Annotated in this window: 12 protein-coding genes; 6 read left to right on the top strand and 6 right to left on the bottom strand. The window is 66.1% G+C overall.

Features of this window, described 5'->3' with window-relative positions; all coding sequences use genetic code 11:
• Positions 1 to 23: 23 nt before the first annotated feature.
• The 5 genes from ACP2YP_RS10270 (at position 24) to ACP2YP_RS10250 (ending at position 4,624) form a co-directional block, all read left to right on the top strand.
• A complete protein-coding gene (locus ACP2YP_RS10270) occupies positions 24 to 1,031 on the top strand; it encodes a polyprenyl synthetase family protein (RefSeq protein ID WP_426424011.1) in 1,008 nt (335 codons plus the stop codon).
• Positions 1,032 to 1,285: 254 nt separating this feature from the next.
• On the top strand, positions 1,286 to 1,801 hold the full coding sequence (locus ACP2YP_RS10265; RefSeq protein WP_426424010.1) for a winged helix-turn-helix transcriptional regulator: 516 nt from the start codon (positions 1,286 to 1,288) through the stop codon (positions 1,799 to 1,801).
• A gap of 1 nt (position 1,802) precedes the next feature.
• Positions 1,803 to 3,065 (top strand): beta-ketoacyl-ACP synthase II, encoded by a 1,263-nt coding sequence (gene fabF / locus ACP2YP_RS10260; RefSeq protein WP_426424009.1) that lies wholly within the window; start codon positions 1,803 to 1,805, stop codon positions 3,063 to 3,065.
• Between the two features lie 44 nt (positions 3,066 to 3,109).
• Entirely contained in the window at positions 3,110 to 3,742 is a 633-nt protein-coding gene (locus ACP2YP_RS10255) for a LysE family translocator (RefSeq protein WP_426424008.1), read from the top strand.
• Positions 3,743 to 3,748: 6 nt separating this feature from the next.
• Positions 3,749 to 4,624 (top strand): alpha/beta fold hydrolase, encoded by an 876-nt coding sequence (locus tag ACP2YP_RS10250; protein ID WP_426424007.1) that lies wholly within the window; start codon positions 3,749 to 3,751, stop codon positions 4,622 to 4,624.
• Positions 4,625 to 4,738: 114 nt separating this feature from the next.
• On the opposite strand, the gene ACP2YP_RS10245 is transcribed toward ACP2YP_RS10250, so the two are convergent.
• From ACP2YP_RS10245 to ACP2YP_RS10235, 3 genes are all read right to left on the bottom strand, one after another.
• Positions 4,739 to 5,623 carry a 4-(cytidine 5'-diphospho)-2-C-methyl-D-erythritol kinase gene (locus ACP2YP_RS10245; protein WP_426424006.1) on the bottom strand — a complete coding sequence of 295 codons (885 nt, stop codon included), beginning with the start codon at positions 5,621 to 5,623 and terminating at the stop codon, positions 4,739 to 4,741.
• A 26-nt stretch (positions 5,624 to 5,649) separates the two neighbouring features.
• Positions 5,650 to 7,455, bottom strand: coding sequence for a tetratricopeptide repeat protein (locus ACP2YP_RS10240; RefSeq protein WP_426424005.1), 1,806 nt, complete (start codon positions 7,453 to 7,455; stop codon positions 5,650 to 5,652).
• Between the two features lie 320 nt (positions 7,456 to 7,775).
• Positions 7,776 to 9,437 (bottom strand): electron transfer flavoprotein-ubiquinone oxidoreductase, encoded by a 1,662-nt coding sequence (locus tag ACP2YP_RS10235; RefSeq protein ID WP_426424004.1) that lies wholly within the window; start codon positions 9,435 to 9,437, stop codon positions 7,776 to 7,778.
• A 136-nt stretch (positions 9,438 to 9,573) separates the two neighbouring features.
• Here ACP2YP_RS10235 and ACP2YP_RS10230 point away from each other — a divergent pair, with 136 nt between their 5' ends.
• Positions 9,574 to 10,377 (top strand): uracil-DNA glycosylase, encoded by an 804-nt coding sequence (locus ACP2YP_RS10230; RefSeq protein ID WP_426424003.1) that lies wholly within the window; start codon positions 9,574 to 9,576, stop codon positions 10,375 to 10,377.
• A 116-nt stretch (positions 10,378 to 10,493) separates the two neighbouring features.
• Here ACP2YP_RS10230 and ACP2YP_RS10225 read toward each other — a convergent pair whose 3' ends face one another.
• The 3 genes from ACP2YP_RS10225 to ACP2YP_RS10215 all read right to left on the bottom strand — a co-directional run bounded on the left by ACP2YP_RS10225 (position 10,494) and on the right by ACP2YP_RS10215 (position 13,419).
• Positions 10,494 to 12,002, bottom strand: coding sequence for a glycosyltransferase family 39 protein (locus ACP2YP_RS10225; protein ID WP_426424002.1), 1,509 nt, complete (start codon positions 12,000 to 12,002; stop codon positions 10,494 to 10,496).
• 99 nt (positions 12,003 to 12,101) lie between these two features.
• On the bottom strand, positions 12,102 to 12,890 hold the full coding sequence (locus ACP2YP_RS10220) for a ribonuclease HII (protein WP_426424001.1): 789 nt from the start codon (positions 12,888 to 12,890) through the stop codon (positions 12,102 to 12,104).
• Positions 12,891 to 12,963: 73 nt separating this feature from the next.
• Positions 12,964 to 13,419, bottom strand: a complete 456-nt coding sequence (locus ACP2YP_RS10215; RefSeq protein ID WP_426424000.1) for a VOC family protein — start codon at positions 13,417 to 13,419, stop codon at positions 12,964 to 12,966.
• Positions 13,420 to 13,423: the final 4 nt, after the last annotated feature.

The raw sequence follows: 13,423 nt of genomic DNA, 5'->3' as shown, positions 1-13,423 counted from the left end.
CGGGGCAAATATTGGAGACCGGCGTGGCCGTCATCGTACCTTTCGAAACTCCCGGCGCGTCGATCGAAGAGCTGGTTGCCCTTGTCGCCCCTGATATGGAGCGCGTCAATGCCACGATCCTGTCGCGGACCGGGTCGGACGTGACCATGATCCCGGAGGTCGCCAACCACCTCATCTCCTCCGGAGGCAAGCGGCTGCGGCCGATGCTGACGCTCGCCATGGCCAACCTCGCCGGCTACAGCGGCGACGGCCACATCAAGTTAGCTGCCTCCGTCGAGTTCATGCACACCGCCACGCTCCTCCACGACGACGTCGTCGACGAGAGCGAGATGCGCCGCGGCAAGCTCTCCGCGCGCATGCTCTGGGGCAATGAGGCGAGCGTGTTGGTCGGCGACTTCCTGCTGGGACAAGCCTTCCGCATGATGGTCGAGGTCGGCTCGCTGCGCGCGCTCGACATCCTGTCTGCTGCCGCCGCCACTATCGCCGAGGGCGAGGTGATGCAGCTCGCCGCCGCCAAGAACACCGCGACCACCGAGGACGAATATCTCGCCGTGATCCGCGGCAAGACCGCCGAGCTGTTCGCCGCCGCCTGCGAGGTCGGCCCCGTGATCGCCAACCGCCCCAAGGCGGAGCAGACCGCCTGCCGCTCGGTCGGCATGAACCTCGGCATCGCCTTCCAGCTCGTCGATGACGTACTCGACTATGGCGGCAAGAGCGCAAAGCTCGGCAAGAACACCGGCGACGACTTTCGCGAGGGCAAGATCACGCTGCCCGTCGTGTTCGCCTTCCGCCGCGGCAACGACACCGAGCGGGCCTTCTGGATCAAGGCGCTCGAGCGCGGCGAGATCGGCGACAGCGACCTCGATCATGCCATCGGCCTGATGAACAAGCACCGCGCCCTCGAGGACACGCTGAGCCGTGCCCAGCACTACGGTGCCATGGCCGTTGATGCACTGGCGCTGTTCCCGTCCTCGCCGATGAAAAGCGCGCTGGAGCAGGTGGTGGCGTTCTGCCTGGCAAGGTCGCATTAGGCGACGCGGCCTCTGCTCTCTTAAGGATTCCGCACCGGTGTTTGCCCCGTCATCCTGAGGTGCGCGTCATGCGCAGCATGGCGAGCCTCGAAGGATGCACGGCCGAGATGCATCCGGGCCGTCGCCCTTCGAGGCTCGCTGCGCTCGCGCCTCAGGATGACGGCGATAGATGTGTGCGCGCTGCCCACCTCGTGTGCCGCACGGCCGTCGCCCTGTGACTTGCATTTCACAAGTCACTCACCTACCTTCCCGCCATGCAGCCCAAATCCCCTTCGATCCTGGAATGTCCGGTCGGCCGCGCCGTGGAGACGGTTGGCGAGTGGTGGAGCATTTTGATCCTGCGGGATGCGTTTCAGGGCTCGAGGCGGTTTGACGAGTTCGAGCGCAATCTCGGCATCGCGCCGAACATCCTGTCGCGGCGTCTTGCCCATCTCACCAAGAGCGGCATGTTCGTCCGCCGCCGCTATCACGAGCGGCCGCCGCGTTACGAATATGTGCTGACGGACAAGGCGCGGGATTTCTTCCCCGTGATCGCCACGCTGCTCGCCTGGGGCAACAAGCATCTCGCCCCGAAAGGCGAAGCCATCCTGCTGGCGAACCGGGACGATCGCCGGCCGCTCGATCCGGTCGTGGTCGATGCCGCCGACATGCAGCCAATCACGCTCACCAATGCGGTGGTGATCGCAGGCCCGGGCGCGAGCCGCCTGATGCGGCGGCGGCTCACCTCGCTCAAAGCCATGAACCCGGCGGTCGCGCTGGTTGGAGACTGACATGCGTCGTATCGTCGTGACGGGAATGGGCGCGGTGTCGCCGCTCGGCTGTGGTGTCGAATTGTCCTGGCGCCGGCTGCTCGCCGGTCAAAGCGGGTTGCGCCCGCTGCCCCAATGGTCGCAGGCGCTGCCCGCACGCATTGCCGGTCTCGTGCCCGACAAGGCCGACGATGCAGACGGCGGTTTCGATCCCGCAGCGGCGGCTGCGCCGAAAGATCAGCGCAAGATGGACCGCTTCATCCTGTTTGCGCTGCTCGCCACGGCGGAGGCGGTCGCGCAGGCCAAATGGACGCCGCAGGATGCTGCATCGCTGGAGCGGACCGTGACCATCATCGGCTCCGGCGTCGGCGGCTTCCCGGCGATGGCGGAGGCCGTGCGCATCACCGAGCAGCGCGGCCCGCGCCGGCTGTCGCCGTTCACGATCCCCTCGTTTCTCGCCAATCTCGCCGCCGGCCACGTCTCGATCAAATACGGCTACAAGGGCGCACTGGGCACGCCGGTCACGGCGTGCGCTGCCGGCGTGCAGGCGATCGGCGATGCCGCGCGCATGATCCGCGCGGGCGAGGCCGATGTCGCGATCTGCGGCGGTGCGGAAGCCTGCATCGATATCGTCAGCCTCGGCGGCTTTGCGGCGGCACGCGCGCTATCGAGCGGGTTCAACGACGAGCCGGCCCGCGCCTCGCGCCCGTTCGATCGCGACCGCGACGGTTTTGTCATGGGCGAAGGTGCCGGCATTCTGGTGATCGAGGATATGGAACATGCGCTCGCGCGCGGCGCCACGCCGATCGCCGAGATTGTCGGATATGGCACCACCGCGGACGCCTATCACATGACATCAGGCCCGCCCGATGGCGACGGCGCCCGCCGTGCGATGGAGATCGCGCTCCGGCAGGCGAACCTTGCGCCGGCGGACCTGCAGCACCTCAACGCGCATGCGACGTCGACGCCGGCCGGCGACGAGAGCGAGCTCGGCGCGATCGCTGCGCTGTTTGGCCGCAACAAGACAATCGCGGTCAGTGCGACCAAATCGGCCACCGGCCATCTGCTTGGCGCGGCCGGCGGTCTGGAAGCGATCTTCACCGTGCTCGCCTTGCGCGACCAGATCGCACCGCCGACGCTCAATTTCGAAAACGCCGATCCGGGCGCGGAAGGTATCGACATCGTCTCAGGCAGCGCACGGCCGATGCCGATGCTCAACGCCATCTCCAACGGCTTCGGCTTCGGCGGGGTGAACGCCAGCGCGATCTTCCGCCGCATGGGCTAAACGACAGGTCTTGCAATCGCGGCGCACTGCGCTACGAAAATGGGATGGTTCATACGAATTTCTGGCTGTTCCTCGCCGCCGCCCTCGTCATTGCCGCCATTCCCGGCCCCGGCATCTTCTACGTCGCGGCGCGAACCCTGTCGGAAGGGCGCGCCAGTGGCTTTGCCTCGACCGCGGGCACGGCGCTGGGCGGATTGGTCCATGTCGTCGCGGGTGGTCTTGGCATCTCCGCGATCATCCTGGCGAGCGCCGAGCTGTTTGCGGTCGTGAAGTTCGTTGGCGCGCTGTATCTGGTCTGGCTCGGCATCAAGACTTTTCGCAGTGCCGGCCAAGCGCTGTCGCTCGAGGGCGAGCCTGTCGGGGACAAGCGCGCGTTCCGCGACGGCGTGCTGGTCGAGGCGTTGAACCCGAAGACCGCAGCGTTCTTCCTCGCCTTCATTCCGCAATTCCTCGATCCCGCGGGAGCGAGCCCCACGCTGCAATTCATTATGCTCGGCGCCATCTCGGTGACACTGAACACACTCGCCGATGTCGTCGTGGTGCTGATGGCATCGGCGACACGCGCGCAACTGATCGGACGGCCGCGTCTGATGCGTCGCCTCACCCAAGGCTCCGGCGTCTTCATTGCCGGCCTCGGCCTGTCGCTCGCGCTGGCGCGCCGGCCGGTGAACGGGTAGCCCACGATGACCGCCCCGCAAAGTCGCCACTACGAGTCCCATGGCTTGCGGCTGCATTATGCCGACTGGGGCAACGAGCACGCACCACCGCTTGTCCTGGTCCATGGCGGCCGCGATCACTGCCGGAGCTGGGATGCCATCGCCCGCTCGTTGCAGCCGTACTTCCATGTGATCGCGCCCGATCTGCGCGGCCACGGCGATTCCGACTGGACCAAGGGCGGCAGCTACGCGCTGACGGAGTATGTCTACGATCTCGCCCAGCTCGTCCGCAGCATTGCAGCGCCTCAAGTGACGCTCATCGGCCATTCGATGGGCGGCATGGTGAGCCTGATCTTTTCGGGATCGTTCCCTGAGCTGGTCTCCAGGCTCGTCGTGCTCGACGGTGTGACGATGTTGCCGGATTCACCAAAACCGCCGACGCATGAGCGCATCAGCAAATGGGTCGCACAGCTCGACAGATTGCACGACCGCACGCCGCGCCGCTATGCGACCCTCGAGGACGCGGCCGCGCAGATGGTGCTTCACAACAAGCGCCTGGCCCCTGACCTCGCGCTGCATCTTGCCACGCACGGCGCGCGCCGGAACGAGGATGGCACCTACAGCTGGAAGTTCGATCCGTACCAGCGCGCCTCCGCGCCGCACCGGCTCTGGCCGGACGACCACGTCGCGCTGTGGTCGCGCATCGCTTGCCCCACGCTGCTGCTCAATGCCAGCGAAAGCTTTCTCGCCGGCGCCAGGGCCGCAGGACTGGAGCGCTATTTCCAACAGGCGCGCATCGAGACCATTGCCGGTGCCGGGCACTGGCTGCAGCACGACAAGCCGGAAGAGGTGCTGGGTGAGATCCGGCAGTTTCTCGGGCTTGCCGAAGATGGCGCCGATTAGCTCCGCTGCCGTAGGGTGGGCAAAGGCGCGATAGCGCCGTGCCCACCATGCATCCAGATCACGCCAACGAGGAGGTGGGCACGCTGCGCTTTGCCCACCCTACGGCAGTCCCGTTTAGCTCAACGTTCCCGCATGCACCCACCAGCCGGAGTGGGCGCGCCGAATTTCCTCGGCAGCGGCATGTGCCTCCACGGCCGTGCCGTAGATCGCAAAGCACGTCGCGCCCGAGCCGGACATCCGCGCCAGCTTGACGCCGGCGGAAGAGCGCAAGGCCTCCAGCACGTCACCGATGACAGGCTCGATGCGCAGCGCAGGGGCCTCGAGATCATTGGCAACGGTTTCGAGAACATCGACCCAATCGTCAATCGACCCGCCCTGCTCCGGCCAGGCCGGAGCTTCGAGGACATCAGTGGCGCCGACCAGAAGCTCGCCGTTGCGCAGGCCCAACTCCCTAAACACGTCCTTGGTCGCAACCGGCACGCGCGGATTGATCATCACGCAGGGCATGCTTGGCAACGCCAGCGGCAGCAACTGCTCGCCGACCCCGGTCATGTCGCAGGCGCGCGAGAACAGGCACACCGGCACGTCGGCGCCGGTCGCGAGCGCGACCTCTTTCAGCCGGGGATCATCGAGCGACAAATTGTTGAGGCGCGCGAGCAGCCGCAGCGCCGCCGCGGCGTCGGCCGAACCGCCGCCGATACCGGCTGCGACCGGCAAGACCTTGTCGAGCGCGAAAGCGCCGAGCTTCAAATTCGGCACCGCGTCGGCCAGCAGTTTTGCGGCCTTGAACACGAGATTGTCCGAGGTCTCGCCGCAGGCCGCGGCAAGCGGCCCGGTGGTCGCAAGCCTGAGCTCGCCACCCGGCTCCAGCGTGAGCCGGTCGGCACAATCGGCAAACGCAACCACGCTTTCGAGATCATGATAGCCGTCGGCACGACGGCCGACCACGCGAAGGCTCAAATTGACCTTCGCGCGTCCCTCTTCAACCAACGCCGGCATCGGCGATATGCCCCCAGTTACTTGGATCAACCGCCCTTGCCGTCGTCCTTCTTCTTGTCCGCCTGCGCGGCCGAAGAGTTCGAAGCGTTCGAATTGTCATCCGTCATGCCGTTGGCGATCTTGGCCTCGATCTTCGGCAGCTCGTCCGGCTCGGGCTTGAGATCGCGCGCATGCGCCCACTGGAATTTGGCCTCCAGCGTGCGGCCGACGCGCCAGTAGGCGTCGCCGAGATGGTCGTTGATGGTGGGGTCCTCGGGCTTGAGGTCGATCGCGCGCTCGAGGTTCTTCACCGCCTCTTCGTAATTGCCGATGCGGTAATAGGCCCAGCCGAGGGAATCGACGATGTAGCCGTCGTCGGGACGCTGCTCGACGGCACGCTTGATCATTTTCATGCCTTCGTCGAGGTTCACGCCCTGATCGATCCAGGAATAGCCGAGATAGTTGAGGACATGCGGCTGGTCGGGCTGCAGCTCGAGCGCCTTCTTCATGTCGGCTTCGGCCTTGCCCCATTCCTTGGAGCGCTCCTCGCAGATGCCGCGATAGTAATACCAGACGCTGTTGGCCTTGTCGTTGCCGGCCGGCAGTACGTCGATGCCCCGCGAATAGGTCGCGCCGCAGTCGCCGAACTTCTTGCGGCCGCGCTCAAGATTGCCGAGCGCCATGATGGCTTCGAGATCCTTGGAATCCTCGGCGGTCACGCCCTTGAGGATCTTGATCGCATCGTCGGTGCGGTCGGCGGAATCCAGGTCAATGGCGAGCTGGATCTGCGCGTTGCGCTTGAGGGGCGAGCCCGACGGGACCCGCTCATAGATCTTGATCGCCATCTGCGGTCGCTTCACTGATTCATAGAGGTCGGCGAGCGAGAGCAAGGCCAGCGGATGAGTGGGCTGAAGGTAGAGCGCGAGCTGGAGATAGACCAGCGCCAGATCCTCACCGCCGCGGCGGGTCAGCGTGGCGCCGATGCCGTAGAGCGCCTCGGCCGCACCGGCCTGCGCGGAATCGACCAGCGACGGCAGCTTCTTGCCGGCCTTGGTTTCGCGCAGCCCTTCCACGATCAGCGGATGGCGGGCGAGCTTCTTGTCGAAGGCTTCATAGATCGCGGTCGCCGAGGCGGCGTCCTTGTTGCGCGACAGCCAGCGCGCATAGGCCTCGCTAACGCGCAGCATGGAATCGTCGAGCTTGTAGGCGCGCTCGAAGCGGGCGCCCGCCTCCTTCTCCTTGCCGGCGTTCTCGAGGATCATGCCGGCGTGCAGGTCCTTGAACAGCGGATACCATTCCGGGCCCGCCAGCTTGTCGATGGTCGCGACCGCTCCCTTGGCATCGCCCGCACCATAGGCGGCCCACCCGGACAGCAGCGTCGCGACGAGATCGGTAATCGGTCCGCGAACCGACTGGTTGATGTTGCTCTGTGCGCTCGGATATTTCTTCAGCTTCAAATCATGCACGCCAACCACGAGACGCGCGACCCGGTTGGTCTTGTCGATGGCGAGGATGCGCTCGGCGAGCTTGACCGCTTCTTCAATGTCGCCATCGCCGACCGAGGAGATGAAGGCGCGGTCGAGCAGCTCGTTGTTCTTGGGATCGGTCCGCAGCGCGGAGCGGTAGAAGGCGGCGGCGGAGGTCGCGTCGCGCTCGACGCTGGCGTGACGGGCGGCGAGATAGCTGCCGGCGGTGGTGAGCGACTTCAGATCGTTTCGGCTCGGAAACTGCGCCGCCGTGTCGGCCGGATGATCCGGCGTCTGCGCCAGCACCCCGCCAGGGACCGCCACGATCGCAGAGCCGGCAAGGGCGATGGCAGCAGCAGTCCAGCGGTTGAAACGATTTGAAAACATCAGGGCTCGCCTTGAGTTGGTAGTGCCTGGGTTTGAAGCAAAAGGCCGTCTCGCACGCGAACGCGGCCGGCGACATCGGGACCCGGAACCGTCGGGTCGGGACAATGCCGCTTTTGGCGCTTCACCGCAAGGATTCGGACCGGGCGGTCCCCTCCGCACGCCCCAAATCGGCCAAGTGCTCAGTCAAGTGACCGGTCAAGAGCGCCTCAAGACGCCGCTACTATGGCCTTATCGTGGCCGGGAGCATCCGTCGCAGCCCGGTCCTCACGCGAACGTGCGCTGCATCACCCTTCGGACCTATTTGGTGGCCAGGTGCGCCCTTACATCGCCTCGTAGTTCGGTCCGCCGCCGCCCTCCGGGGGAACCCAGGTGATGTTGCCGTTGGGGTCCTTCACGTCACAGGTTTTGCAGTGGACGCAGTTCTGGGCGTTGATCTGGTAGCGCGGGCTCGCGCCCTCCTCGACCCACTCATAGACGCCGGCCGGGCAATAGCGGTTCGAGGGACCGGCGAACACGTCATGCTCGGACATCTTCTGCAGGTTCATGTCGGCCACGCGAAGATGGACCGGCTGATCCTCCTCATGGTTGGTGTTGGACAGGAACACCGAGGACAGCTTGTCGAAGGTGATCTTGCCGTCCGGCTTCGGATAGCTCCTCGGCGCGTGTTGCTTGGCCGGATCGAGCGTCGAACGGTCGGGCTTGGCATGCGACTGCGTGCCGAACAGCGAGGTGCCGAACAGCGTATTGAACCACATGTCGAAGCCGCCGAGCGCCACGCCGAGCACGGTGCCGAACTTCGACCACAGCGGCTTGACGTTGCGGACCAGGAATAGATCCTTGCCGACCGACGAGGACCGCCACGCGTTCTCGAAGTCGACGATCTCGTCGTTGGCCCGATCGGCCGCGAGTGCGGCGGCGACATGCTCGGCAGCCAACATGCCGGTGCCCATCGCATTGTGCACGCCCTTGATGCGCGGCACGTTGACGAAGCCGGCCGCACAGCCGACCAGCGCGCCGCCGGGGAAAGTCAGCTTTGGCACCGACTGGTAACCGCCTTCGGTGATGGCGCGCGCGCCATAAGCAAGGCGCTTGGCACCTTCGAAGGTACCGCGGATCGAGGGATGGGTCTTGAAGCGCTGGAATTCGTCGAACGGCGACAGGTACGGATCCTCGTAGTTCAGATGCACGACGAAGCCGACGGCGACGAGATTGTCGTCGTAATGATAGAGGAACGAGCCACCGCCGGTCTTCAGGTCGAGCGGCCAGCCGAACGAATGCTGGATCATGCCCTTCTGGTGCTTGGCGGGATCGATCTGCCAGACTTCCTTCAGGCCGATGCCGAACTTCGCCGGCTCGCTTTTGGCATCCAGTGCGAATTTGTTGATGAGCTGCTTGGTCAGGCTGCCGCGTGCGCCTTCGGCGAACAGCGTGTACTTGCCGAGCAACTCCATGCCGCGGGTGAAGGAGTCCTTCGGCTTGCCGTCGCGGCCAATGCCCATGTCGCCGGTGGCGATGCCCTTCACCGCGCCCGTCTCGTCATAGAGCACTTCGGTGGCGGCAAAGCCCGGATAGATCTCGACGCCGAGCGCCTCGGCCTTGCGCGCCAGCCAGCGGCAGACATTGCCGAGCGAGCCGATATAGCAGTGATGGTTGTCCATCAGCGGCGGCATCATGAAGTTCGGCAGCTTGATCGCGCCGCCGGCCGTCATCCAGTAGAAGCGGTCGTCCTTGACTTGCGTCTTCAATGTGCAATCGGAATCTTCGCGCCAGTCCGGGATCAGCTTGTCGAGCCCGGCCGGATCGATCACGGCGCCGGAGAGAATGTGCGCACCGACCTCGGAGCCCTTCTCCACCACGACGACGTTGAGATCGGCATTGATGTGCTTCAGCCGGATCGCCGCAGCCAGGCCCGAGGGGCCGGCGCCGACGATGACGACGTCGAATTCCATGGATTCGCGCGGGGGAAGTTCTTCGGTGCTCATCTGATCTCAGCCCTTGAGACGGTTCCTCGTCATTTGCGCTCCCTTGTTTCCGATTTTTCCGGGTAGGACAACCACGGAAATGCGTTCCGCTGGGATGCAAGGCGCCTTAAGATGATCTAATAGTCTGACTTTCCAAATGATCCCCGAGCCCGCACCCACCGTCCGAGAGCTTCTCGCCTTCTATCTGGAGGCCGGTGTCGATTGCGCGCTCGCCGAGGAACCGGTCGACCGCCTGACGGAATTAGACGCCCCGCCGCCGGCCCCGCGCGCGGCGCCGATCGAAGCACCGCGGCCTGTCGCCGCGCCTGCGGTGATCCGCGGCGCGGCCGCACCGGCGCCCGACGTCGCCCTTGCCTCGGCCCGCGAGGCCGCGCGCACCGCGCCAACGCTCGAGGCCTTGCGCGAGCTCATGCAGAACTTCGAGGGCTGCGCGCTCAAGCACACTGCGACGCGGCTGGTGTTTGCCGACGGCAATCCGCAGGCGCGCATCATGTTCGTCGGCGAGGCGCCGGGCCGCGACGAGGATATCGAGGGACTGCCGTTCGTAGGACGCAGCGGCAAGCTGCTCGATTTGATGATAGGTGCCATAGGCCTCAACCGGACCACGGCCTACATCACCAACGTCATTCCCTGGCGGCCGCCCGGCAACCGCACGCCGACGCCGCAGGAGACGCAAGTGTGCCTGCCCTTCATCCAGCGCCATATCGAGCTGGTGAACCCCGATGTGCTGGTGACGCTCGGCAATCCCTCGACGCAGACGCTGCTGTCGACGCGGGAAGGCATCATGCGCACGCGCGGACGCTGGTTCGACTACGACACGGGCCAACGCACCATCCGCGCGCTGCCGACCTTCCACCCGGCGTATCTGCTGCGCTCGCCGTCCTACAAGCGCCTGGCCTGGCAGGATCTGCGGGCGATCGCGAAGGTGCTGGCGGGCTAGCAAGCTCTCGTAGGGTGGGCAAAGCGGAGCGTGCCCACCACTATCGCGACGACGGATAGACTCGACGGTGTGCACGGCGCTTTGCGCCTTTGCCTACCCGATTTCTATGTTTGTCGCTAAACCCCCTTCGGCCGCACGATCGCCCAGCCGATGCGCAACAATCCTTGACGGCCATTGACCAGCCATTCGAAGGCACGCGGCACTTCCGGCACGATGCCGGGGAAGCGCGCCAGGATTTCGGGCGGCGGCGTGCCGGCGGTATCGGAGGCGCGCCAGACCACGACGCCGCCGCTCTCGCTGAATTTGGCTTGCGATATCCACGGCGTGCGCGCGGGATCAGCATCGATAAAGAGATGCGGCCGGCCGGAATGCAGCGTGATCAGGCTTGCAAGCTGGGTTTCACCTGCGACCGCGCGCAGGCGATGGTTGGTGCGGCGGGCGAAGCTGTCGTCGAAAAAGTCCGAGATCGCGCGCGCCGGCATCGATGTCCCGATCTCGCCGGTGCCGCTCCAGGGCAGGAACAGCACGGCCAGCACGACGCCGGCGGCGGGCGCCACGATGGCCGCGATCCACACCGTGCGCAGCATGCGGGCGCCGCGCATCGCGATGAGATCGCCGGCCACCACGACCATAGCGAGGCCCGACATGACCAGCACGACCCCGGCGCCGCCGACGACGGCATCGAGCCCGAACAGTCCGGAGATCAGGACCGCACCGAGCGCCGGCGCGAGCGCGAAGAAATAGACGAAGTTGCGTGCAAGCGGCTCGACCGGCGGCCGGTAGATGATCGGCGCCTCCTCGCTCTTGCCGGCAAACAGAGGCGTGTTGAGGAAGGTCAGCACCGGGACCGCCACCGCACCGAGCACGAGCCCGCCGAGCAGCCAGACGGCGTGGATCGCGCGGGCGCCGAGGTCGGCAATTTGCGGCAGGGCCGGCAGCACAAGGGTCTCGGCGCGAGTCAGCCAGACGGCGTAGGGCAGCGCCAGCACGGCGACGACCACGAGCGCGAACAGCGGATCGAACGCGCGCAATGTCCGGCGGCCCCCGGCGGTCGTGAACGCGAAGATGACGAGCAATGCGAGCAGGAAGATCGCAGCCGGCGTCGTCAGCAGCAACAGGCCGGCCTCGATCGACCAGGCGAACCAGGCATTGCCGCGGCGCTGGCCGATGATCTGCCAGGAATGCAGCAGCAGCAGCGCCCAGAGCGGCCGTGCGAGGACCAGGGGGCTGAAATCGAGTGCGGAGGACGAGAAGGCCAGCACCGTCATGGTCAGGAGCACGGCGAGCACCGCCTGCTGGGAGCCGACCACGGCGCGCGCCAGGTGATAGAGCGTGATGAAGGTTGCGATCTCGCAGAGCTCGGCGAGCAGGTAGACGCCCAACATGTGGCCGCCGGCGGTGCGATAGGCGATGTCGGCGAGCCAGACCGACAGAGGCGGGCCAAGATCAGTACCGACCTGGTATTCCCTGCCGAAGGCCAGCAGGGTCGCGAGGCTGCCGGGTGGGCTGCGGTAGAACAGCAGCGCCACCAGCAGCCACATCATGGCCTGCAGCAACACGGCAATCCAGACGATCAGCCGCGGCCGGGCGCGGATGAGCTCGATGACCAGAGAGGTAAACCGCATGCAACGCCCGCAAGATGCAGCCAACCCGTCCAGCCGGCCCTATTCGCTCACGCCTGTTTTGATAAAGGGCGCTGCGCGTCGTGGCAACGACAGTCTGCTCTAGAGGCTCGCTGACGTATCGATGTCCACGGTCGCGTCCATTTGCACCTCGACCTCGGTGACCTCGAACAGGTCCTGCGCGGGCTCGACGGTCCAGGGCATGTGCTTGGCGCGGGCGGCCGCGACCGGGGCGAAGAAGCTGCGGTGGTGGATTGTGGGGCCGAGGCGATTGAGCGCGTCGAGATGCTCAGGCACGCCATAGCCCTTGTGCTGCTCGAAACCGTAGCCCGGGCAATCCTGCGCCAGCGCGCACATCAGCCGGTCGCGCGTCACCTTGGCGACGATCGAGGCCGCAGCGATCGAGAGCACGATGCCGTCGCCGCCGATCACGGCCTCGCAGTCGCACGCCGTATCGAGCCGGTCGCGGCCGTCGACGAAGACATGCTTCGGCGGCTCGGGCAACGCAATCACCGCACGCTTCAGCGCCCAGAGCGAGGCGCGCAAAATGTTGTCGCGGTCGATCCGGGCGCGTGAGGCGACGACGACAGAGACCTGCGCGGTCGCGCAGATCTTGTCGAACAGCTTTTCACGCTCCTCCGCCGTCAGCCGCTTGGAATCGTCGATGCCGCGCGGAATGCGGTCGGGATCGAGAATCACCGCGGCCGCCACCACCGGGCCCGCCAGCGGCCCACGGCCGGCCTCGTCGCAGCCAGCGACCGGCCAGACGCCGCGCTTGATCAGCGCGCGCTCGCGGCGAAAGCTTGGCGGCTTCGCAGGCACAGCCTTCTTGGCAACGTCCTTCTCTGGCCCGTCCTTGGCCGGCTTCTTGGCAGACTTGTCCCGAATCATGGCCGGGATCGTGCGCAAGCAACCCGGCCAGCGCAACCGGGAACCCCCCGCAATTCCCGCTATTCAGACAGGCCTACTGCGCCAGATGCACCCGCCGGTCGTCGCCGACCTCGATGCCGGGCGCGACGACGACCTCCCAGGGATGACCGTCGGGATCGGCAAAATAACCGGAATAGCCGCCGTAATCGGTCTCGTGCGCGGCCTTCAGTAGCTTCGCGCCCTTGCCGATGGCAAAGGCCAGCACGGTGTCGACCTCCTCGCGTGTCCGGCAGTTCCACGCCAGCGTCACCCCGCGGAACGTTGCCGGCCTCGGCTGATCCGGCAGCTCGGCGTCGGCTGCGAGCTGGTCCCAGGGAAACAGGCCGAGCACCGGGCCGCCGGTGTCGAAGAACGCAACGGCTTCGCCGGTCGCCTTCAGCCGGCGCGAAAAGCCGAGCGCGTCGTAAAAGGCGATGCTGGCGCGGATATCACTCACACCCAACGTGATCACCGTGAGTCGCGGCACCGGAGCCGGAAGTTCCTTACTCATCACA

This window comes from Bradyrhizobium genosp. A, assembly GCF_049949275.1.
Taxonomy (GTDB): domain Bacteria; phylum Pseudomonadota; class Alphaproteobacteria; order Rhizobiales; family Xanthobacteraceae; genus Bradyrhizobium.
Note: the sequence above shows the minus strand (reverse complement) of the source record. Positions and strands in the feature narration are given on the sequence as shown.

What these genes read in the sequence shown, in the direction of transcription:
- ACP2YP_RS10265 (WP_426424010.1), top strand. Translation starts at nt 1,286, where the DNA reads ATGCAGCCCAAATCCCCTTCGATCCTGGAATGTCCGGTCGGCCGCGCC.
- fabF (WP_426424009.1), top strand. Translation starts at nt 1,803, where the DNA reads ATGCGTCGTATCGTCGTGACGGGAATGGGCGCGGTGTCGCCGCTCGGC.
- ACP2YP_RS10255 (WP_426424008.1), top strand. Translation starts at nt 3,110, where the DNA reads ATGGTTCATACGAATTTCTGGCTGTTCCTCGCCGCCGCCCTCGTCATT.
- ACP2YP_RS10250 (WP_426424007.1), top strand. Translation starts at nt 3,749, where the DNA reads ATGACCGCCCCGCAAAGTCGCCACTACGAGTCCCATGGCTTGCGGCTG.
- ACP2YP_RS10245 (WP_426424006.1), bottom strand. Translation starts at nt 5,623, where the DNA reads ATGCCGGCGTTGGTTGAAGAGGGACGCGCGAAGGTCAATTTGAGCCTT.
- ACP2YP_RS10240 (WP_426424005.1), bottom strand. Translation starts at nt 7,455, where the DNA reads ATGTTTTCAAATCGTTTCAACCGCTGGACTGCTGCTGCCATCGCCCTT.
- ACP2YP_RS10235 (WP_426424004.1), bottom strand. Translation starts at nt 9,437, where the DNA reads ATGAGCACCGAAGAACTTCCCCCGCGCGAATCCATGGAATTCGACGTC.
- ACP2YP_RS10230 (WP_426424003.1), top strand. Translation starts at nt 9,574, where the DNA reads ATGATCCCCGAGCCCGCACCCACCGTCCGAGAGCTTCTCGCCTTCTAT.
- ACP2YP_RS10225 (WP_426424002.1), bottom strand. Translation starts at nt 12,002, where the DNA reads ATGCGGTTTACCTCTCTGGTCATCGAGCTCATCCGCGCCCGGCCGCGG.
- ACP2YP_RS10220 (WP_426424001.1), bottom strand. Translation starts at nt 12,890, where the DNA reads ATGATTCGGGACAAGTCTGCCAAGAAGCCGGCCAAGGACGGGCCAGAG.
- ACP2YP_RS10215 (WP_426424000.1), bottom strand. Translation starts at nt 13,419, where the DNA reads ATGAGTAAGGAACTTCCGGCTCCGGTGCCGCGACTCACGGTGATCACG.